We start from the raw sequence: 19677 nt of genomic DNA on the forward strand, positions 1-19677 counted from the left end.
CGGAATCGTCTCGTTCCTCGGGATCATTCGTCGGCGATTCCTCCCGGTCCGTGCCGAATGCACCCATAACACGAACGGATAGACTGATCCATATGCGCCGAGCGAAAATTGTCTGCACCCTGGGTCCGGCCACGGACTCCTACGAACAGCTGAAGGCCATCGTCGAGGCGGGCATGAACGTCGCCCGACTGAACATGAGCCACGGCAACCACGCGGACCACGAGGAGCGGTACCGGAAGGTCCGCCAGGTCTCGGAGGACACCGGCAAGGCCATCGGCGTCCTGGCCGACCTCCAGGGTCCCAAGATCCGTCTGGCGACCTTCGCCAACGGCCCGGTGACCGTCGACAACGGCGACGAGTTCACCATCACCACCGAGGACGTCCCCGGTGACCAGCACATCTGCGGCACCACCTACAAGGGCCTGCCCGGCGACGTGAAGCCCGGCGACCCGATCCTGATCAACGACGGCGTCATCGCCCTGGAGGTCGTCAGCGTCGACGGCCCGCGGGTGAAGACCGTGGTGGTCGAGGGCGGCGTGCTCTCGAACAACAAGGGCATCAACCTGCCCGGTGCGGCCGTGAACGTGCCCGCCCTGTCCGAGAAGGACAAGGACGACCTGCGCTTCGCGCTGCGTCTGGGCGTCGACATGGTCGCGCTGTCCTTCGTCCGCAACGCCGAGGACATCAAGGACGTCCACGAGGTCATGGACGAGGTCGGCATCCGGGTGCCGGTCATCGCCAAGATCGAGAAGCCGCAGGCCGTCGAGGCCATGGAGGAGATCGTCCTCGCCTTCGACGCCATCATGGTCGCCCGCGGCGACCTGGCCGTCGAGTACCCGCTGGAGCGGGTGCCGCTGGTCCAGAAGCAGCTGATCACCCTGGCCCGCCGCAACGCCAAGCCGGTCATCGTCGCCACCCAGATGATGGAGTCGATGATCCACGCCTCGCGCCCGACCCGCGCCGAGGTCTCCGACGTCGCCAACGCCATCCTGGACGGCACCGACGCGGTGATGCTCTCCGCCGAGTCCAGCGTCGGCAAGTACCCGGTCGAGACCGTCCGCACCATGAGCCGGATCTGCGAGAAGGCCGAGGAGGAGCTGGTCTCCCAGGGCCTCCAGCCGCTCAACCCGGGCCGCAAGCCGCGCACCCAGGGCGGCTCCGTCGCCCGCGCCGCGTGCGAGCTGGGCGACTTCCTGAACGGCAAGGCGCTGATCGCGTTCACCAAGTCCGGTGACACCGCGCGCCGGCTGTCCCGCTACCGTTCGCCGATCCCGGTGATCGCGTTCACCCCGGACGCGGCCACCCGCAACCAGCTCTCGCTGAGCTGGGGCGTCGAGTCGTACGTCACCGAGCAGGTGGCCACCACCGACGCGATGGTCGCGCAGGTCGACCGCGAGCTGCTGAAGCTGGGCGAGCTGGGCGAGGGCGACACCGTGATCGTCACCGCCGGTGTCCCGGTCGGCATCCCCGGCACCACCAACATGGTGCAGGTGCACCGCCTGGGCAGCCACGGCGAGTGACACCCCGGTAGTACGAACGCCGGTGGGGCGGTCCTCCTGTACGGGAGGGCCGCCCCACCGGCGTTGCCGGGTCCGCTACTTGTCGCTGTAGGGCGCGTCGTCGTTGAACAGGTGCATCCCCGGGATGTGCAGGGTGCCGCCGAACTGGCCGGCCTGCTTGGCGGTCACCCCGGTCAGCTCGATGTCCAGCGGGATCGGGATGGCGCCGATCAGGTCGTACAGCCAGCGGGGCAGGGTGTCCGGGGTGAGGGTGATCTCGCCCAGGTCGATCGGGATCGGCAGGCCGAGCAGCTTGGACAGGTGGCCGGAGAGCCGCTCCACGTACATGGTGACCGGGCCGTTGCGCATGGTCGAGGTCGAACCCGGGGCGCCCTGGACGTGGAAGGTGACGCCGTTGCCCTCCAGGGTCGACATGTCGAGGTTCTCGATGTCCACGCTGTCGACCACGAACTTGAGCACCCGCTTGGTGCCGGTCGGGGTCTTCACGTCGTAGACGCCGTGGAAGACCGCGCCGTGCAGGCCGAGCCGGCTGGTCCGGAGCGTCCAGTTCTGCTCCGGGACGACGTGCTCGGCGGTGGCCGCACCGGCGGTCAGGTTCCGGGTGTCCACGGCGCAGTTGGGGTTCGCGGTGGGCGAGCCGGACGGGGTGGGGGTGGCCGAGGAGCTCGCCGACGCACCCGCCGACGGGGTCGCGGACGGGGCCGCCTTGCCGCTCGCCTTGCCGCCCGCCTTGCCGCTGGGGGCGGTGGCGGCCGGCGAGGGCTGCCCGCCCGAGGGCTGGGCGGCGGACTGCCCGTCCGAGGACCCGGCGGGCGGCGCGGCCTGCTGGGTGCCGGCGGCCGGAGCCTGCGGCTGGGCGGGCTGCGCCGGGGTGCCGACCCGCGGGGCGGGGGCGGCCGGCCCCTGGGGGGTGGCACTCGGTGTCGCGCTCGGCGTCGGACTGGCCGAACTGCCGGGGTTCAGCAGGTGGTTGATGCCGCCGACGATGTCGTCGATCAGCCCGGCCTGGCTCGCGGTGGCCGTGCCGCCCCCGGTGCCCTGGTAGACGGCGCTGACCGCGCCGGAGCCGCCGGTGGTGGCGGAGCGGACGGCGGGCTGGGTGGCCGTCGTCGCCGGGGGCTTCACCGGCACGGTGGTCGGCGCGGTGGTGGGCGCCGTGGTGGGCGCCTCGGTCGGCGTGGTGGTCGGCAGCGAGCTCGGGCCGGAGGAGGGCGGCGCCGTCGGGCTCCCGGTCGCCCCGGGCGTACCGGTCGGCGCGGGCGGCGGCTCGGGCAGCTCGCTCTTGGGGACGGGCGTCTCCTCGACCGGCGCCACGTCCGGCACGGTCACCGGGGCGTTGCCGCACGGCTTGCCCGCGGCGGACTCGGCCACCGCCGGGTTGGGCGTGTAGGCGGCCGCCATCAGCAGCGCGGTCGGCACCGCGGCCATCGCCAGGGCGCGGCCTCTCAGCCGGACCCGGACCGGCGGGCGCGGCGCGGCGTGCCGGCCGGAGCGCTGCGCGGGGACGGCCGTGCCCTCTGCTTGCTCGGCCGGCCCGGTCACCGCGCCCCCTCCTGCTCCCCGGCGGTGCCCTGCTTCGGAACGGCGGCCTCGGCGGGCTCGGCGGCGGGCTGGGCGGCCGGCTGCTCGGGTGCGCCGCCCTGGGTGGGCAGCTTCGCGGTGGGCGCCTCGGTGGCGGCCTCGGCGGTGGTGGCCTCAGCGGCGATGGCCGTCTCGGCGGCGGCGGTCTCGGTGGCGGTCTCGGTGGCGGCCGTCTCGGTGGCGACGCTCTCCGCCACCGCACCGTCCGCCTGCTTGCCGTGCCGTGCGCGCCGCCCCTTGACCGGCGCGGTCGCGGTGGACGGCTCCGGCAGCGGCGCCCAGGAGACCATCAGCCCGCCGCCGATCAGACCGGGCAGCAGGGAGAGGCCGAAGCCCGCGAGGTTGGAGACCGGGATCGAGACCAGCGTCAGCAGGATGGTCGCGATGCCCGCGAAGACCCGTACGGCGGGCTGGAACCAGGCGGTCAGCCCGAGGATGATCATCAGCACCCCGATGATCAGCGACCCGGCACCGGCCGTGGTGGACATCGCGATGGTCAGCCCGCCGAAGGTGAGGTGGGCGTACGGGAAGTAGAGGATCGGGACGCCGGCGATCATGGCCAGCAGGCCGCCCCAGAAGGGCCTGGAGCGGCGGAATTCACGGAAGTGCCGCCAGAGCCACCCGATGGGGTTCTGCTGACGGGGCCGTGTCTCGACCGTTGCGCTGGACATGGTGCAGCTCCTCGACGTCGCTACGAGGGAAGAACGAAAAAGGTGGGTGCCGGGGGCGGCGGTCGCCCGCCACCCCCGGCCCCGGGTTGCCCGGTCATCCGGGCACGCCGGTCGGCGTGCCGTCAGACGTGGCTCAGAAGCACTCGTTGCCCGCGCCGTCGCCGCTCTTGAGCGCGAGGTTGAGGCCGTTCAGCTTGAACGTGCCGGCCGAGGTGGCCCGCGCGGTCTGCTGAACGCCGCTCAGGTCGGCGGTCTTGGCGGACTGGGCGAAGCCGGTCGCGCCGGACGGCAGGCCGGCGCCGCCGCCCGCCTTGGTGACACCCGCGTGCGGGGCCCAGCCCTGGGTGGCCGTACCCGAGAGGGTGGAGGCGTCCTGGCCGATGTTCATCTGGCTGAAGGTCGCGTCTGCCTTGAGCTGCTCAAGGTCGATCAGCAGGTTGTCGGCCTGGACCGGCTTGCCCGCCTCGGTACCGGCGTGCAGCTGGAGGGTGATCTTGCCCAGGCCGAACGCGGACAGGTCCGTCACCACCGACTGGCACAGGTTGGTGATGTCGGCGTGGTCGAAGGCCGAGACCGCGACCGGGTGGGGCTTGCCGTTCGCCTCGATGTCGACCGAGCCGAACTGGGCGAAGTTGGTGCCGTGCAGCTGGTCGGTGCTGACCTTGAACTGCTGGCCGGAAATGCTGAACGAGGCGGCGAGCGCGCTGTTGGCGATCGAGACGCCGACCATCGCGGTGGCCGCGACGCTCGGCACCATCACCAGGGCGAAGCGCTTCCAGCGGGTCTTGCCGTAGGTCTTGGACATGCGAGTCCTCCTTCTAGGACGTACATCTCCGGCCTCCCGGCGGCGCGTCCCGCGCCGGTGGGAGCCTGGGATGGGAGAGAGCTACGTCCTCGGTAGCGGAGAGCGCCTCGGTCGTCGTCGGACGCGGGAGCGGCCTGCGTGCTGCGGCACTCCCGTCCCGAAACCGGCCGTCCTTGCGGGACGACGGGTCGGACCGACGACATCGGCGATCACCCCCGAGCGACAACCAGCGACCGCGCAGGGCCGCGCGGCCGGTCGAGGACAGGAACCGCCGTGGGACCGCGGATACCCCCCTGCCCTCCCTACCGCCGACCGGAGCCGGCGGATCACCCGGTGGGGATCCCTCACTCCGCGTGGCCGACGGGCTGTCGGAGGGTGTGGAGTCAGGGACCGGGCGTGGCCGATCGTGCTTGAATCCCGGGCGAAGCACAAGGGGTGCCTTACTGACGGGTAATGCAACACCAGGTGGCATTGATCATGGAATCGACCCGCATTGCACCGTGCGTGACGTGTTGAAGGAAACGTGACGGCGAAATCTGCCGGAAACAGCAACGAAACACCCGTGGGTAGTCACGGATAGTGACCACCCACGGGTGAAATCAAGATTTGGTAAACCTCTGTCCGGTTGACCGGATTGTCGCCAAATCACCAGGCGACACCGCAGGTCATCCGAGGTGTCAGGCACCCGGTGCCAGCACCGGGTCCGGGCCGCCGCGGGGGCGGCTCAGAACACCCGGCTCAGAACACGCGGCTCAGAACAGCACGCGGGCCAGCGCCGCACGGGCCACGACCACCCGCGGGTCCTCCGGGCCGATCACCTCGAACAGCTCCAGCAGGCGCCGCCGGACGGTGTCCCGGTCCTCGCCGAAGGTCCGGCCGACGGTGTCCACCAGTCGCCCGAAGGCGTCCTCGACGTGACCGCCCACCAGGTCCAGGTCGGCGGCCTGGAGCTGGATGCCGATGTCCTTCGGGTCGGCGGCGGCGGCCGTCCGGACCGACTGGAGGTCCAGGCCCTCGACCCGCTGGAGCAGCTCGGCCTGGGCCAGGCCCAGCTTGGCCTCGGTGTTGCCCGGCTGGTCGACCAGCACGTTCCGGTACGCCTGGATGGCGCCGCTCAGGTCGCCGGCGTCCAGCGCGTCGTGCGCGGCGGCCAGCGCCGGGTCCTCCGGCCGCTGCGGGGCGGCGGCGCCGGCCTCGCCCGGGACGACCGAGCCGCCGGAGATGCCGAAGCGCTGCTCGGCGACCAGGATCAGCTGGTCCAGCACCTTGCGGACGTTGGCGGCGCTCTCCGCGCCCTGGAACAGCGGCACCAGCTGACCGGCCACCACGGCCATCACGGCCGGGATGCCCTGGATGCCGAACTGCTGGGCGATCAGCTGGTTGGCGTCCACGTCGATCTTGGCGAGCACGAAGCGGCCGGCGTACTCCTCGGCCAGGCCCTCCAGGATCGGGCTGAGCTGCTTGCAGGGTCCGCACCACTCGGCCCAGAAGTCGATGACGACCGGCACCTCGGCGGAGCGCTGGACGACCTCCGTCTCGAAGGTGTCCTCGGTGACGTCGATGACGAGCTGGTAGGCGGGCTGGGGGGCGGCGACTCCGTCCGCTTCGGCGGCGGCCGCCTGACGGGCCCGCTCGGCCCGGGCCTGCTCGGCCTTCTGGGCGGCCTCACCGGCCGCCTTCACTGCGGCGAGGTCGACCGCACCGCGCAGGGAGGAGCTGTTGAGACGCGAATTCCGTGGCTGCATGGCACTATCCTCCCCCGTCCTCGCTGCTCGCGGGCGCCAACCTCCGGAAAGTCGCCCCGCGCGGGCTGCGCGGTGCGGGTTCCCGGCCGGTGCGCCCTTCCCCCGGTAGCCTGAACCGTTCGGCGCGGATCCCCACCCGCACCCGCGCCGCCCCGTCCCACGGGGTCGGCGCCTGGTTGTCACTGCTTTCGCTACAGGTCGTAGCGTAACTGGAGCCGGTGCCCCGGCCGCAAGCCCCACCGGCGGTTCGGGGACGTGAGCTGCCCCACTTTCCCGGGCCGCCCGACTGCCCGAATCCCCGAACAGTCGCTACCGTTACCAGCCCCACCCAGGTTACTTACCAGTAGATCGCAAGGAGGTCCGGTGCCGGCCGCCCAGCCCTCCGTGAGACCGGACGACGCCGTCCGGGACGGCGCCGTACGGGCCAAGGGCCGCCCGCGCAGCGCCGCCGCCGACCTCGCGATCCTCGACGCCACCCGCGAGGCCCTCGCCGAACTCGGCTGGGGCGGACTGACCATGGGCCACGTCGCGACCCGGGCCGGGGTCGCCAAGACCACCCTCTACCGGCGCTGGCCCTCCAAGAACGAGCTGGTGGTCGACGCCGTCGCCAGCCTCTTCGACGACCTGGTGATGCCCGACCTCGGCAGCCTGCGGGCCGACATCGAGGCCGTGGTCGGCCAGTTCGCCGACCTGCTGGCCCGCCCGGAGACCCAGGCCGCGCTGCTCGCCCTGTTCGCCGAGGGCACCCGGGACCCTCAGCTGCGCCGCCGGATCCGGGAGGCCATCGTGGACCCGCAGAAGCGGCTGGTCCGGCAGGGCCGGGCGGCCGCCCAGGCGCGCGGCGAACTGGAGGCGGACACCGACACCGCCTCGGCCCGCGAGGAGGTCGACATCATCTTCGACACCATCGCCGGCACCGTCGAGCACCGCGTGCTGGTCAGCGGAGAGCCGATCACCCCCGCGTGGACCCGCCGCTTCATCGACCTGCTGCTCGGACCGCTGGTCATCGGCTGACGGCACGCCGAAGCCGCCGTACGGACCTCCGTACGGCGGCTCGGACGTTCAACGGGTCAGAAGGCCGCGTTCTCCTGGTACGTCCCCCACTCCTGCCGCAGCGCGTTGCAGATCTCGCCCAGGGTCGCCTCGGCGCGCACCGCGTCCAGCATCGGCGGGATCATCGACTCGCCCGAGCGGGCCGCCGCCAGCATGGCGTCCAGCCCGGCCCGCACCGCCGCCTCGTCCCGGGCCGCCTTGCGCTCGCCCAGCACCCGCACCTGCTCGCGCTCGACCTCGTGGCTGACCCGCAGGATCTCCAGGTCGGGGGTGACGCTGCGCGGGTGGCAGTTGACGCCGACCACGCGCTTCTCGCCCTTCTCCACCGACTGCTGGTACTGGAAGGCCGCCTCGGCGATCTCGCCGGTGAACCAGCCCTCCTCGATCCCGCGCAGGATGCCGGAGGTGATCGGGCCGATCTCGTGGTCCGCCCGGCCCTTGTCCAGGATCCGTTGGAAGATCGCCTCGGCCTGCTGCTCGATCCGGTCGGTCAGCGCCTCGACGTACCAGGAACCGCCCAGCGGGTCGGCCACGTTGGTGACGCCGGTCTCCTCCATCAGCACCTGCTGGGTGCGCAGCGCGATCTCGGCGGCCTGCTCGGAGGGCAGCGCCAGGGTCTCGTCCAGCGCGTTGGTGTGCAGCGAGTTGGTGCCGCCGAGCACCGCGGAGAGCGCCTCGACCGCGGTGCGCACCACGTTGTTGTACGGCTGCTGCGCGGTCAGCGAGACGCCGGCGGTCTGGGTGTGGAAGCGCAGCCACTGCGCCTTGTCGGTCTTGGCGCCGAAGCGGTCGCGCATCCAGCGGGCCCAGATCCGGCGCGCGGCGCGGAACTTGGCGATCTCCTCGAAGAAGTCCAGGTGGGCGTCGAAGAAGAAGGACAGGCCGGGCGCGAAGACGTCCACGTCCAGGCCGCGGGACAGGCCCAGTTCGACGTAGGCGAAGCCGTCCGCGAGGGTGTACGCCAGCTCCTGCGCGGCCGTCGCCCCGGCCTCGCGGATGTGGTAGCCCGAGACGGAGAGCGGCTTGTACGCCGGGATGCCCTGGGCGCAGTGCTCCATCAGGTCGCCGATCAGGCGCAGGTGCGGCTCGGGGGCGAAGAGCCACTCCTTCTGGGCGATGTACTCCTTGAAGATATCGGTCTGCAGGGTGCCGTTGAGCACCGCCGGGTCCACACCCTGGCGCTCGGCGGCGACCAGGTACATGCAGAAGATCGGGACGGCCGGGCCGCTGATCGTCATCGAGGTGGTGACCTCGCCGAGCGGGATGCCGGCGAACAACACCTCCATGTCGGCGGCCGAGTCGATGGCGACACCGCAGTGGCCGACCTCGCCGAGCGACTTGGGGTCGTCCGAGTCGTAGCCCATCAGGGTGGGCATGTCGAAGGCGACCGAGAGGCCGCCGCCGCCCGCGTCCAGGATCATCCGGTAGCGCTCGTTGGTCTGCTGGGCGTTGCCGAACCCGGCGAACTGCCGGATGGTCCAGGTACGGCCGCGGTAGCCGGTGGGGTGCAGGCCGCGGGTGAAGGGGTACTCGCCGGGCCAGCCGATCCGCTCGAAGCCCTCGACGGGCTGGCCGGGCGCCGGGCCGTAGACCGGCTCGACCTCGTCGCCGGAGAGGGTGGTGAAGTCCGCGTCGCGCTTGCGGGCCTTGTCGTACCGCTGCTGCCAGCGCTGGCGTCCGCGCTCGATGTCCTCGGCGTCCATGGGCCGAACTCCGCTCCGTACGGCCGCCACGGCACCGGGCGGCACAGCTATTAGGACGTCCTACTAATTTACTCGGACGTCCTAGTACTTGTCGATGGAGCCCCGCCCGTGGAAACGGCGGCAGGGGACGGCGGCCGGGGGCGGAAACGCCGAGGGCGCCCTCCCCCGGTCGGGGAAGGGCGCCCTGGTGGCTCGTGCTCGTGGCGCGTGCTCGTGGCGTGCGGCTCAGACGCCGGCCGGCTGACGGGCGCCGCCCGCCGGGAGCTGCTCGGCGGCCTCGCGGGCCACCCGGCGCTCGAAGACGAAGGAGAGGAACGGGATGCAGCCCGCCGCCAGGGTCAGCACCAGGCGGCCGAGCGGCCACTTGAGCTTCTGCCCGAGCAGGAAGGTCACCACGAAGTACCCGATGTACAGGTAGCCGTGCAGCATCGCGACGTAGGTGGTCACGTCCTCGGCGGTGCTGAAACCGTACTTCGCGACCATGAAGCCGCAGAACACCAGGAGTGCCACACCGGTCGCAATGGCCAGGCCGCGGTACCAGCCCAGCAGGGGGGTCGCCTTCATACTCTTCCTCGCCTCGCTCGGCTCTTTCGACCGGTACGCCCGGATCCGCGCACCGCTCCCACGAGGGTAGCCGTCCTCACGGCCGCCCCTGAGCAGCCCCCTCGTCCGGCTCGGCGAAGTCGCCCGCCGCGATCCGCAGCGGCCTGAGCAGTTCGAAGACCTGCCGGCACTGCTCGGGGCCGTACTCCTCCAGCCCGAACTCCATCGACATCAGCTCCCGGGTGGCCTCCTCGACCACCTCGCGGCCGCGCCCGGTGATCGCGGCGAGCACCCCGCGGCCGTCCAGCGGGTTGGGGCGGCGGGCGACCAGGCCGGCCCGCTCCAGCCGGTCGACGGTGTTGGTGACGCTGGTCGGGTGGACCATCAGCCGCTCGCCGATCTTGGAGAGCGAGAGCTCGCCGGTCCGGCTGAAGGTCAGCAGCACCAGCGCCTCGTACCGGGCGAAGGTCAGTCCGTACGGTTTGAGCACCGCGTCGACCCGGGACAGCAGGATCTGGTGGGCGCGCATGATCGAGGTGATCGCCGCCATCGAGGGCACGGTGCCCCAGCGGCGGGCCCACAGTTCGTCGGCGCGGGCGATCGGGTCGAAGTCGAGTGCGAGGGGCTTGGCCACCTCCTTACCGTACCGGCGGACGGGACGTGTGCTACCAGCCGTCCTGATGGTGGACAAGCGCGACGCGTGGCGGGATCCCGCCAATCGGACGGCCAGGTCCATACCTGGACATTGCGTCGGTGTGAACTGCGGGCAACGGTCGCCCGGCGCAACGGGGTTGACCATCGAACGCCCGAACGCCCCGGTATCAGGCCTCGGTTCGGACCGTAACCCGCTGAAAGTCGGGGTAAAACGTCCGCTTTGTCCGTCCGTTCACATTCCTTCGCCTTGGCGGGACTTGGCCAATTCATGAGGAAGACCTGTCATTTGATTTGCTCGATTGTCATGCTTTCCGCCAACCCCGTTCGACCGCCACCACCCCCACCCAACCGGTGGCAGCCGCACGACCGTTCGGGGTCCTCGCACGTCAGCGCCCGTCCCGCCCCGAAGGTGCCGACCCCGGCCCCCGGGACGCGGTGCGACCGCGCCCACACGCGGTTTCCCGGAAGGACTCGTCCGTGAAGCGAAAGCTCGCCGCAGTCGCCGTACTGTCCGCCACCGCTCTGCTCACCGGTGTCGTCCAGGCCGGCGCGGCCCAGGCCGACCCCGCCCCGCAGGCCGGCAGCTCCCAGCAGCTCGCCGCCCTGCTCGCCCAGGCGAACGGCCAGTCCGGCAAGGTCGCCCACGCCCTGGCCCTCGGCGGCCAGGAGCAACTGGTGGCCAAGGACGTCGTGGTGGACGCCGACGGCACCCGCCACCTCCGCTACGAGCGCACCCTCGCCGGGCTCCCCGTCCTCGGCGGCGACCTGGTCGTGCACCAGAAGGCGGACGGCACCACCACCGCCGTGGACAAGGCCATCGGCGCCAAGCTCGCGCTGCCCAGCCTCACCCCGCAGATTCCCGCGGACAAGGCCGCCGCCCAGGCCACCGGCGCCGTGCAGTCCACCGTCGGCATCACCGTCGACGAGGACGAGGCGCCGCTGACGGCGGTGCACCAGACCGGCAAGGCCGAGCTGGTGGTCTGGGCCACCGACGGCAGCCCGCGCCTGGCGTACCGCACCACGGTCGAGGGCGAGCGCGCCGACGGCACCCCGAGCCGCCAGCTGCTGGTCACCGACGCGGCGAGCGGCCAGGTGCTCTCCACCCACGAGGAGGTGCAGACCGCCTCCGGCACCGGCAAGGGCGTCTTCGTCGGCACCGTCCCGCTGACCACCACCCAGAGCGGCAGCTCCTACCAGCTCAAGGACGCCACCCGCGGCGGCCAGGCCACCTACACCCTCAAGGGCAGGACCTCCGGCTCCGGCACCCTGGTCGCCAACACCACCAACAGCTTCGGCAACGGCCTTGCCTCCAACGCCGAGTCCGCCGCCGTGGACGCCCAGTACGGCGCCGCGGCCACCTGGGACTTCTACAAGAACACCTTCGGCCGCAGCGGCATCAAGAACAACGGCGTCGGCGCCGCCAGCCGGGTCCACTACGGCTCCAACTACGTCAACGCGTTCTGGGACGACTCCTGCTTCTGCATGACGTACGGCGACGGCACCAGCAACACCCACCCGCTCACCGCGCTGGACGTGGCCGGCCACGAGATGAGCCACGGCGTCACCTCCGCCACCGCCGGCCTCAACTACTCCGGTGAGTCCGGCGGCCTCAACGAGGCCACCTCGGACATCTTCGGCACCATGGTCGAGTGGTACGCCAACCTGCCCTCCGACAAGCCGGACTACCTCATCGGCGAGCAGATCAACATCAACGGTGACGGCAAGCCGCTGCGCTACATGGACCAGCCCTCCAAGGACGGCGCGTCGGCGGACTACTGGTCCTCCACGGTCGGCAACAAGGACGTCCACTACTCCTCGGGCGTCGCCAACCACTTCTTCTACCTGCTGTCCGAGGGCAGTGGCGCCAAGACCATCAACGGCGTCAGCTACAACAGCCCGACGTACGACGGCTCCAGCCTCGCCGGCATCGGCCGGGACAAGGCGGCGAAGATCTGGTACCGCGCGCTGACCACCTACTTCACCTCCACCACCAACTACGCGGCGGCCCGTACCGGCACCCTCAAGGCCGCGGCGGACCTGTACGGCGCCACCAGCGCCGAGTACAGCGCCGTCGCCGCGACCTGGACCGCCGTCAACGTGAAGTGACGCACGGCGCAAGGTGAGCTGGACGCCCGGGGCCCCGTTGGAGGGCAGGTCCCGGGCGTCCGTCCATACCCGCAGCTGGCGGGGTTCCGCCAGCCGGACGAACCGTAAATTCCGGACAGTGGACGGCAACCGAACCATCCGCACCGCCGCTGGCGACTCCTGGCCAATCCCCGGCGGCGCCCTGTTCTTTCCTGCCACGAATTGTCATGCTTATGACCAAGCTCCCGCTCAATGCTCCGTCACCCCCCACCCAATTGACGGATCGTCAGAAGCCGCTCGGGAGCAGCACGTCCGCGCCCTACCGCCCCCAACGGCGCCACCCCCGGCGCCCCGGTACGCGGCGCACCCGCAGGCACCCGCGGGTCTCGTGGAAGGAACTGCCCCACGTGAAGCGAAAGTTGACCCTTCCGGCGGTGCTCTCCGCCACCGCTCTGCTGGCCGGCGTCGTCCAGATCGCCGCCCTCCCCGCCGCCCAGGCGGCCGTACCCGCCCCGCCGTCGGCCGCCCCGCTCGCGCTGGCCGCCGCGCAGAGCGCCCCGCTGGCGCAGCAGCTGGCCCTCGGCGGCCAGGAGCGGCTCGTCGTCAAGGACGCCGTGGTGGACGCCGACGGCACCCGGCACCTGCGCTACGAGCGCACCTTCGCCGGCCTGCCGGTGCTGGGCGGCGACCTGGTCGTCCACCAGCGCCCGAACGGCTCGGTGGCCTCGGTGGACCGCGCGTTCGACGGCCGGCTGGCGCTGACCACCACCACCCCGGCGCTCACCGGCGGCCAGGCCGCCGCACGGGCCACCGACGCCGTCCGGGCGACCGTCGGCCTGGCCGCGGACGCGGACGAGCCGGCGCTCAGCCGGGTGGACGGCGCCGACACGCCGGAACTGGTGGTCTGGGCGGCCGACGGCAACCCGCGGCTGGCGCACCGCACGGTGGTCCAGGGCCAGCGGGCGGACGGCACCCCGAGCCGCCAGGAGGTCGTCACCGACGCCGCCACCGGCCGGGTGCTCTCCAGCCAGGAGCAGGTGATGACCGCGACCGGCACCGGCAAGGGCGTCAACGTCGGCACCGTCACCCTCACCACCACCCAGAGCGGCTCGACCTACTCGCTCAAGGACGCCTCCCGGGGCAACCAGTCCACCACCGACCTCAAGGGCGGCACCTCGGGCAGCGGCACGCTGTTCAGCAACACCACCAACTCCTGGGGCAACGGCTCACCGTCCAACCGGGAGTCCGCCGCCGTGGACGCCCAGTTCGGCGCGGCCGCCACCTGGGACTTCTACAAGAACACCTTCGGCCGCAACGGCATCAAGAACAACGGCGTCGGCGCCGCCAGCCGCGTCCACTACAGCAGCAACTACGTGAACGCGTTCTGGGACGACTCCTGCTTCTGCATGACGTACGGCGACGGCTCGGGCAACACCCACCCGCTCACCGCCATCGACGTCTCCGGCCACGAGATGAGCCACGGCGTCACCTCCGCCACCGCCGGGCTGATCTACTCGGGCGAGTCCGGCGGCCTCAACGAGGCCACCTCGGACATCTTCGGCACCATGGTCGAGTGGTACGCCAACCTGCCCTCCGACCCGCCGGACTACCTGATCGGCGAGAAGCTCAACATCAACGGCAACGGCACCCCGCTGCGCTACATGGACAAGCCGTCCAAGGACGGCCGCTCGGCCGACTACTGGTCCTCCACGGTCGGCAACAAGGACGTCCACTACTCCTCGGGCGTCGCCAACCACTTCTTCTACCTGCTGTCCGAGGGCAGCGGCGCCAAGGTCGTCAACGGGGTCAGCTACAACAGCCCGACCTCCAACGGCTCGACGGTGACCGGCATCGGCCGCAACAAGGCGGCCGCGATCTGGTACCGCGCGCTGACCGTCTACATGACCTCCACCACCAACTACAAGGCCGCCCGCACGGCGACCCTCAAGGCCGCCTCCGACCTCTACGGCGCGAGCAGCGCCGAGTACAAGGCGGTGGGCGCGGCCTGGAGCGGGGTGAACGTCAACTAGCCGCCCCCGGCGCCGACCAGCCACCACCGGTGAGAAACGGCGACAGGCTGCCGCGGCCCTTTGGGAGAGGAGGCCGTGGCAGCCTGTCGACCGTCCGCACGGGAGCGGGATCAGGCGGTGGCGGGCTGCAGCTCGCCGCGCTCCTCCCGGCCGAGCATCCGCTCGGCGAAGAAGCCGCCGAGCGGCAGCACCGAGAGCACGAAGAGCAGGGCGCCGCGCTTGACGTCCCACTTCTGCGCCTGCCAGGCCTGGATCCAGAAGACCACGTACAGGATGAACAGGATCCCGTGGACCATGCCCATCACCGGCACGGCGTCGAAGGACGTGGTCCGCTTCAGCACCGAGCAGATCAGCAGCAGGATGAAGGAGATCCCCTCGGGAGCGGAGACCAGGCGCAGGCGGTGGACGGCGCTGCTGTTCACGATGGATACCTCAATACGGGGGTCGGAGGCGCGGGCACGCTTGTGAAGCGACTCACAAGCCTTCCGGCCATTATCACCGAGCACATGTACGGGCCCCGGGCCGGGGGTGGCCACCGTGCCGGATGTCACAGCCGCGCGCCAGAACCCCGCCGGATGCGCCGGAGCGTCGCCCGTACCCCCTATCCTGCTGCCCGCGCGCCCGACGGAACCGGGCGTCACCGGCACCGCACCACGGGGGTAGCACCACATGTTCAAGCGTGACTGGGACCGCAGGACCTGCGCCAAGCGCGGCCACATCACCTACGCGCCGGCCGAGCCCGAGCTGGCCGCCCGGCTGCACACCGCCACCGCCGTCGGCGACGCCTGGCGCTGCCTGCGCTGCGGCGACTTCGCGCTCGGCGCCCCGCACGGCTCCGGCCCGGCGGCGGACGCCCCGCTGGTGCCGCGCGGCAAGGCGCTGCGGGACCTCTTCATCCTGCGCTTCCTGGCCGTCGAGCGGGTCCTGCGCGGCGTGATCATCATCCTGATGGCCTGGGGCGTCTGGAAGTTCTCCAACAGCCAGGAGGCCGTGCAGCGGATCTTCGAGGACGACCTCACGATCTTCAAGCCGGTCACCGACCACTTCCACTGGGACCTCGACCACGCCCCGATCGTCGAGACCATCCGCAAGACCTTCGGCTACCAGAAGAAGACCCTGCTGATCGTCGCGGGCGCGCTGGTCGCCTACGCGCTGATCGAGATCGTCGAGGCGGTCGGCCTCTGGCTGGGCAAGCGCTGGGCCGAGTACCTGACCGTGGTCGCCACCGCCGCCTTCCTCCCGCTGGAGGGCTACGAGCTGCACGAGCACGTCAGCGCGGTGAAGATCTGCACCCTGCTGCTGAACATCGCCGCGGTGCTCTGGATCATGCTCTCCAAGCGGCTGTTCGGCCTGCGCGGCGGCGTGGTGGCCTTCGAGGCGGAGCGCCACTCGGCCTCGCTGCTGGAGGTCGAGGAGGCCGCCGGGACGGTCCCGCACCCCGGCCACGGCCACGGGGCGCACGCACGCTCCTGACCCGAACGACTGTCCCGAGTCCGTACCGGTCCGCCCCGGCCCTCTCGCCCGGCCGCCCCCGCGGCGGCTAGATTGCGGCCGTGGCACAGTTCAGACTCCAGGGATCGCGGGTGCTCGCCGTCGAGTTGGGCGGGGACGCCGTCAAGGCCCGGCACGGCTCGATGGTCGCGTACACCGGCCAGATGACCTTCAAGAAACTGACCGGCGGCGGGGACGGGCTGCGCGGCATGGTCGCCCGCAGACTCACCGGCGAGCGGATGACGGTCATGGAGGTGAAGGGGCAGGGCACCTGCTACTTCGCCGACCGGGCCACCGAGATCAACCTGGTCCGCCTCGACGGGGAGACGCTCTACGTCGAGGCGGACAACCTGCTCTGCACCGAGGCCGGGCTGCACACCGGCACCAGCTTCACCGGGCTGAACGGCGTCTCCTCGGGCAACGGCCTCTTCACCACCAAGGTGGAGGGGCACGGCTGGGCGGCCGTCACCTCCAACGGGCCGGCCGTCATCCTGCGGGTCGGCAAGGACATGCCGCTGCGGGTCGACCCCGGCGCGTACGTCGCGCACACCGGCAACCTGCACCGCAGCGTGAAGTCGGGCGCGGGCTGGACCACGGTGATCGGCGAGGGCGGCGGCGAGGCCGTGCAGGTCGAGTTCACCGGCGAGGGCCTGGTGTACGTCCAGCCCTCGGAGAAGGTCACCATCGGGGGTGACGTCTGATGGGCTTCACCCGGATCAACGGCAAGATGGTCGAGGCCCAGGTGGTGCCCGGTCAGCGGCTGTTCAGCCAGCGCGGGGCCATGCTCGGGTACACCGGCGACGTCCGCTTCACCCCGAACATCACCGGCGGCCAGGGCGGGGTGATGTCGATGATCGGCCGGCGGGTCGCCAACGAGGACACCCCGCTGATGACGGTCGAGGGCCAGGGCCGGGTGATGTTCGGCCACGGCGGCCACCACGTGCACGTGATCGACCTGGTCGGCGACACCCTGTTCGTCGAGGCGGACCGGCTGCTCGCCTTCGAGGGCACCCTGCGCCAGTCCACCGTCTTCCTCGGCTCGCAGGGCGGGGTGATGGGCATGGTCCGCGGCCAGGTCAGCGGGCAGGGCCTGTTCACCACCCGGCTGGAGGGGCACGGCGCGGTCGCGGTGATGGCCCACGGCGGCGTCTTCGAGCTGCCGATCACCCCCGGCCAGTCGGTGCACGTCGACCCGCAGGCGTACGTGGCGCACCGCGGCGAGGTGCGCAACAAGCTGTCCACCGCGATCGGCTGGCGCGAGATGATCGGCCGCGGTTCGGGCGAGGCGTTCCAGTTGGAGCTGTCCGGGCAGGGCACGGTGTACGTCCAGGCGAGCGAGGAGAAGCTCTGATGTCCCACCCGCCGCAGCCGCCGCAGCCGCCGTACGGGCAGTCGCCGCACGACCAGCAGACCCAGCCGGGCTTCACGCTGCCGCCGGACCACGGCCGCTCCGCGGGCCACCCGCCGCCGCCTCCCCCGCCGCCGCCGTCCTACCAGCCGCAGGCCTACCCGGCGCAGGCCTACCAGCCGCAGCCGCAGGCCCAGCCGCCGCAGCCCCAACAGTCGTACGCCCAGGAGCAGTTCGGCGGCCCACAGGCCCCGCTGCCGACCACCCACGGCGGCACCGGCCCGGTGGTGTACGACGCGCACACCCTGCCGGCCAACGACAACGTCAACCCCTACGCCTTCGCCGTCGAGCTGAACGGCTCCTACTTCCTGCAGAAGGGCAAGATGGTCGCCTACTACGGCGACATCTCCTTCCGCGGCGTCGGCGCCGGGATGGTCGACCGGGTGCTCGGCCAGCACTTCAACTCCCCGCTGCACGCCTCGGACTGGGTGGTCGCCCAGGGCTCCGGCCGGCTGCTGCTGGCCGACCGCGCCTTCGACCTCAACTCCTACGACCTGGACGACGGCAACCTGACCGTCCGCTCGGGCAACCTGCTCGCCTTCGACCCGACGCTGCGGCTCAAGCAGTCGATCATCCCGGGCTTCCTGACCCTGATCGGCACCGGCCGCTTCGTCGCCGCCTCCAACGGGCCGGTGCACTTCGTGGAGCCGCCGGTCCGGGTGGACCCGCAGGCCCTGGTCGGCTGGGCGGACTGCCCGGCGCCGTGCCACCACTACGACCACGACTACCTGCACGGGGTGGTCGGCGGCCTGCGGCGGCTGACCGGCATCGGCGGCGCCTCCGGCGAGGAGCACCAGTTCGAGTTCATCGGTGCCGGGCAGGTGCTGGTGCAGTCCAGCGAGACGCTGCTGGCCGAGCGCTCGGTCGGCCGGGTGGACGCCGAGGCCGGGGTCCCGGGCGGCGGGGTGCCGGTCCAGCCGGGCCACGGCGGCAACCAGCCCAACGCACCGGGCCTCGGTAACCTGGGCGAACTCGGTCGGCGTTTCGGCCTGTAAACTTGTACAAGATTGAACTAAATCGGCTATGCTGGATCCCATGGATACGCACACGATCGACACTGCGGACAACCCTCCGCCGCAGCCCGAGGAGGAGACTCCCTGGCTGACCGCCAGGGAGCAGCGGATGTGGCGCGCCCATCTGGAGGTCGCCAAGCTGCTGGACTACCAGCTCAGCCGTGAACTCCAGCCCCACAACCTGGCGATCAACGACTACGAGATCCTGGTCGTGCTCTCCGAGGCCCCCGACCACCGGATGCGGATGACGGACCTCGCGACCGCCACCCTGCAGTCCAAGAGCCGGCTCTCGCACCAGATCACCCGGATGGAGAACGCCGGGCTGGTGCTGCGTCAGGAGTGCCCCGGCGACCGCCGCGGCCTCTACGCCCACCTCACCGAACAGGGCTGGGAGACCATGCAGCGGGTCGCCCCCGACCACGTGCGCAGCGTCCGGGCCCACTTCATCGACCGCTTCACCCCGGAGCAGCTCGACGCCCTCTACGCGGCCCTGGCCCCGGTCGCCGAACACCTCCGCGGCCTGCGCGGCAAGCCGTAGGCGCTACGACGGCGGCCCCGCCGAGAGGGCGGGGCCGCCGGATGCGGTGCGCAGGACCGGTCAGCGGTCGAGGTCGATCGTGAAGCGCCTCGTGCCCGGACCGATCGTGTCGGCGTGGATCTGGCCACGGGCCCGGTCGAACTCCCCGGTGCCGCCGGTGATCGCGTTGTCGAAGGACGGCGGCGGGCCCGGGTTGAGGTTGCCGAAGACCATCCCCTGCGCGGAGATCTGGCCGTCCGCGAGGGTGTAGGTCACGACGCACTCCTCCGCTCCGCCGTTGTCGACGGTGGTGGTGGTGCAGGTGCCGTCGGTCTCGCCGACCTGATTGATGCCGTCCTTGTCGAAGAGGATCGAGCGGAAGACGGTCCGATCGCCCTGGGCCGGGGCGCCGCCGGGGTTGACCGGGAAGTGCGACTGCTGCGCGAGCCGGCCGATGAGGGTGATGACCCGGTCCCTGCCCATGGCCTGGGCGGAATCGGCGGTGGCCGCCGCGGCGGCCGCGACGGGGGTGCAGGCGAAGAGGGTGACCAGCGCTGTGGCCGTGCCGAGACGAGCTGCTCTGGTGGGGCGCATCGGGTGACTCCTGAGGTTGGTGCTCACGGGTGGTCCGGTGAGCAATTCATAACCTCGGTTCTGCCGCCGCCGGATCGTCCCGGCACGACCCACCGGAAGGTCCGTCCGGTCGGAGCAGCCGGGGCGGGCACCGGCTCACCCGACCGGGCCGTACGGGCGGGTGCCCAGGCCCTGCGCAGGAAGTCGGCCGGACGACTCTGCTGGCGAAGTATTTGATCTAGGTCAGGCTCAGGCTGCCGTTGCGATGCCGTGTTGGGTGCAGAG

The 19677-nt window shown here is 71.5% G+C and carries 18 protein-coding genes; 9 read left to right on the top strand and 9 right to left on the bottom strand.

Annotated features, from left to right (window positions below):
- The first annotated feature begins 92 nt into the window (after positions 1 to 92).
- Positions 93 to 1520 (top strand): pyruvate kinase, encoded by a 1428-nt coding sequence (gene pyk, locus AB0F71_RS35305; RefSeq protein WP_360243722.1) that lies wholly within the window; start codon positions 93 to 95, stop codon positions 1518 to 1520.
- Positions 1521 to 1595: 75 nt separating this feature from the next.
- On the opposite strand, the gene AB0F71_RS35310 is transcribed toward pyk, so the two are convergent.
- From AB0F71_RS35310 to AB0F71_RS35325, 4 genes are all read right to left on the bottom strand, one after another.
- Positions 1596 to 3062 carry a hypothetical protein gene (locus AB0F71_RS35310; protein WP_360243725.1) on the bottom strand — a complete coding sequence of 489 codons (1467 nt, stop codon included), beginning with the start codon at positions 3060 to 3062 and terminating at the stop codon, positions 1596 to 1598.
- The gene (locus tag AB0F71_RS35315) at positions 3059 to 3772 is read right to left on the bottom strand and encodes a DUF6114 domain-containing protein (protein ID WP_360243728.1); all 714 of its coding nucleotides are present in this window, start codon (positions 3770 to 3772) and stop codon (positions 3059 to 3061) included. The genes AB0F71_RS35310 and AB0F71_RS35315 overlap by 4 nt, the downstream gene beginning before the upstream one ends.
- Positions 3773 to 3905: 133 nt before the next feature.
- The gene (locus tag AB0F71_RS35320) at positions 3906 to 4577 is read right to left on the bottom strand and encodes a DUF6230 family protein (RefSeq protein ID WP_360243731.1); all 672 of its coding nucleotides are present in this window, start codon (positions 4575 to 4577) and stop codon (positions 3906 to 3908) included.
- A 752-nt stretch (positions 4578 to 5329) separates the two neighbouring features.
- A complete protein-coding gene (locus AB0F71_RS35325; RefSeq protein WP_360243734.1) occupies positions 5330 to 6322 on the bottom strand; it encodes a tetratricopeptide repeat protein in 993 nt (330 codons plus the stop codon).
- A gap of 384 nt (positions 6323 to 6706) precedes the next feature.
- Between AB0F71_RS35325 and AB0F71_RS35330 the strand changes: the two genes are divergently transcribed.
- Positions 6707 to 7336: a TetR/AcrR family transcriptional regulator gene (locus AB0F71_RS35330; RefSeq protein WP_360243770.1), complete on the top strand. Its 630-nt coding sequence runs from the start codon at positions 6707 to 6709 to the stop codon at positions 7334 to 7336.
- A gap of 56 nt (positions 7337 to 7392) precedes the next feature.
- On the opposite strand, the gene AB0F71_RS35335 is transcribed toward AB0F71_RS35330, so the two are convergent.
- The 3 genes from AB0F71_RS35335 to AB0F71_RS35345 all read right to left on the bottom strand — a co-directional run bounded on the left by AB0F71_RS35335 (position 7393) and on the right by AB0F71_RS35345 (position 10255).
- Entirely contained in the window at positions 7393 to 9078 is a 1686-nt protein-coding gene (locus AB0F71_RS35335) for a methylmalonyl-CoA mutase family protein (RefSeq protein ID WP_360243737.1), read from the bottom strand.
- A 225-nt stretch (positions 9079 to 9303) separates the two neighbouring features.
- Entirely contained in the window at positions 9304 to 9642 is a 339-nt protein-coding gene (locus tag AB0F71_RS35340) for a DUF3817 domain-containing protein (protein WP_360243740.1), read from the bottom strand.
- 76 nt (positions 9643 to 9718) lie between these two features.
- A complete protein-coding gene (locus AB0F71_RS35345; protein ID WP_360243743.1) occupies positions 9719 to 10255 on the bottom strand; it encodes a MarR family transcriptional regulator in 537 nt (178 codons plus the stop codon).
- A gap of 497 nt (positions 10256 to 10752) precedes the next feature.
- On the opposite strand from AB0F71_RS35345, the gene AB0F71_RS35350 reads away from it, so the two are divergent.
- Together AB0F71_RS35350 and AB0F71_RS35355 are read left to right on the top strand one after the other, a co-directional pair.
- Positions 10753 to 12381: a M4 family metallopeptidase gene (locus tag AB0F71_RS35350; RefSeq protein WP_360243746.1), complete on the top strand. Its 1629-nt coding sequence runs from the start codon at positions 10753 to 10755 to the stop codon at positions 12379 to 12381.
- A 386-nt stretch (positions 12382 to 12767) separates the two neighbouring features.
- Positions 12768 to 14390 (top strand): M4 family metallopeptidase, encoded by a 1623-nt coding sequence (locus tag AB0F71_RS35355; protein WP_360243749.1) that lies wholly within the window; start codon positions 12768 to 12770, stop codon positions 14388 to 14390.
- 110 nt (positions 14391 to 14500) lie between these two features.
- Here AB0F71_RS35355 and AB0F71_RS35360 read toward each other — a convergent pair whose 3' ends face one another.
- The gene (locus AB0F71_RS35360; RefSeq protein WP_360243773.1) at positions 14501 to 14815 is read right to left on the bottom strand and encodes a DUF3817 domain-containing protein; all 315 of its coding nucleotides are present in this window, start codon (positions 14813 to 14815) and stop codon (positions 14501 to 14503) included.
- Between the two features lie 244 nt (positions 14816 to 15059).
- On the opposite strand from AB0F71_RS35360, the gene AB0F71_RS35365 reads away from it, so the two are divergent.
- From AB0F71_RS35365 to AB0F71_RS35385, 5 genes are all read left to right on the top strand, one after another.
- Positions 15060 to 15863 carry a DUF2127 domain-containing protein gene (locus AB0F71_RS35365; protein WP_360243752.1) on the top strand — a complete coding sequence of 268 codons (804 nt, stop codon included), beginning with the start codon at positions 15060 to 15062 and terminating at the stop codon, positions 15861 to 15863.
- 80 nt (positions 15864 to 15943) lie between these two features.
- Complete coding sequence (locus AB0F71_RS35370) at positions 15944 to 16582, top strand: AIM24 family protein (RefSeq protein WP_360243755.1); 639 nt, start codon at positions 15944 to 15946, stop codon at positions 16580 to 16582.
- A complete protein-coding gene (locus tag AB0F71_RS35375; RefSeq protein ID WP_360243758.1) occupies positions 16582 to 17232 on the top strand; it encodes an AIM24 family protein in 651 nt (216 codons plus the stop codon). Before AB0F71_RS35370 ends, AB0F71_RS35375 begins: the two co-directional genes overlap by 1 nt.
- Before the next feature lie 251 nt (positions 17233 to 17483).
- Positions 17484 to 18284, top strand: a complete 801-nt coding sequence (locus tag AB0F71_RS35380; protein ID WP_360243776.1) for an AIM24 family protein — start codon at positions 17484 to 17486, stop codon at positions 18282 to 18284.
- A gap of 40 nt (positions 18285 to 18324) precedes the next feature.
- Entirely contained in the window at positions 18325 to 18840 is a 516-nt protein-coding gene (locus AB0F71_RS35385) for a MarR family transcriptional regulator (RefSeq protein WP_360243761.1), read from the top strand.
- A 60-nt stretch (positions 18841 to 18900) separates the two neighbouring features.
- Here the strand turns inward: AB0F71_RS35385 and AB0F71_RS35390 are convergent, their stop codons facing one another.
- Positions 18901 to 19413, bottom strand: a complete 513-nt coding sequence (locus AB0F71_RS35390) for a hypothetical protein (protein ID WP_360243764.1) — start codon at positions 19411 to 19413, stop codon at positions 18901 to 18903.
- Positions 19414 to 19677: the final 264 nt, after the last annotated feature.

This window comes from Kitasatospora sp. NPDC028055 (assembly GCF_040637885.1).
GTDB lineage: Bacteria > Actinomycetota > Actinomycetes > Streptomycetales > Streptomycetaceae > Kitasatospora.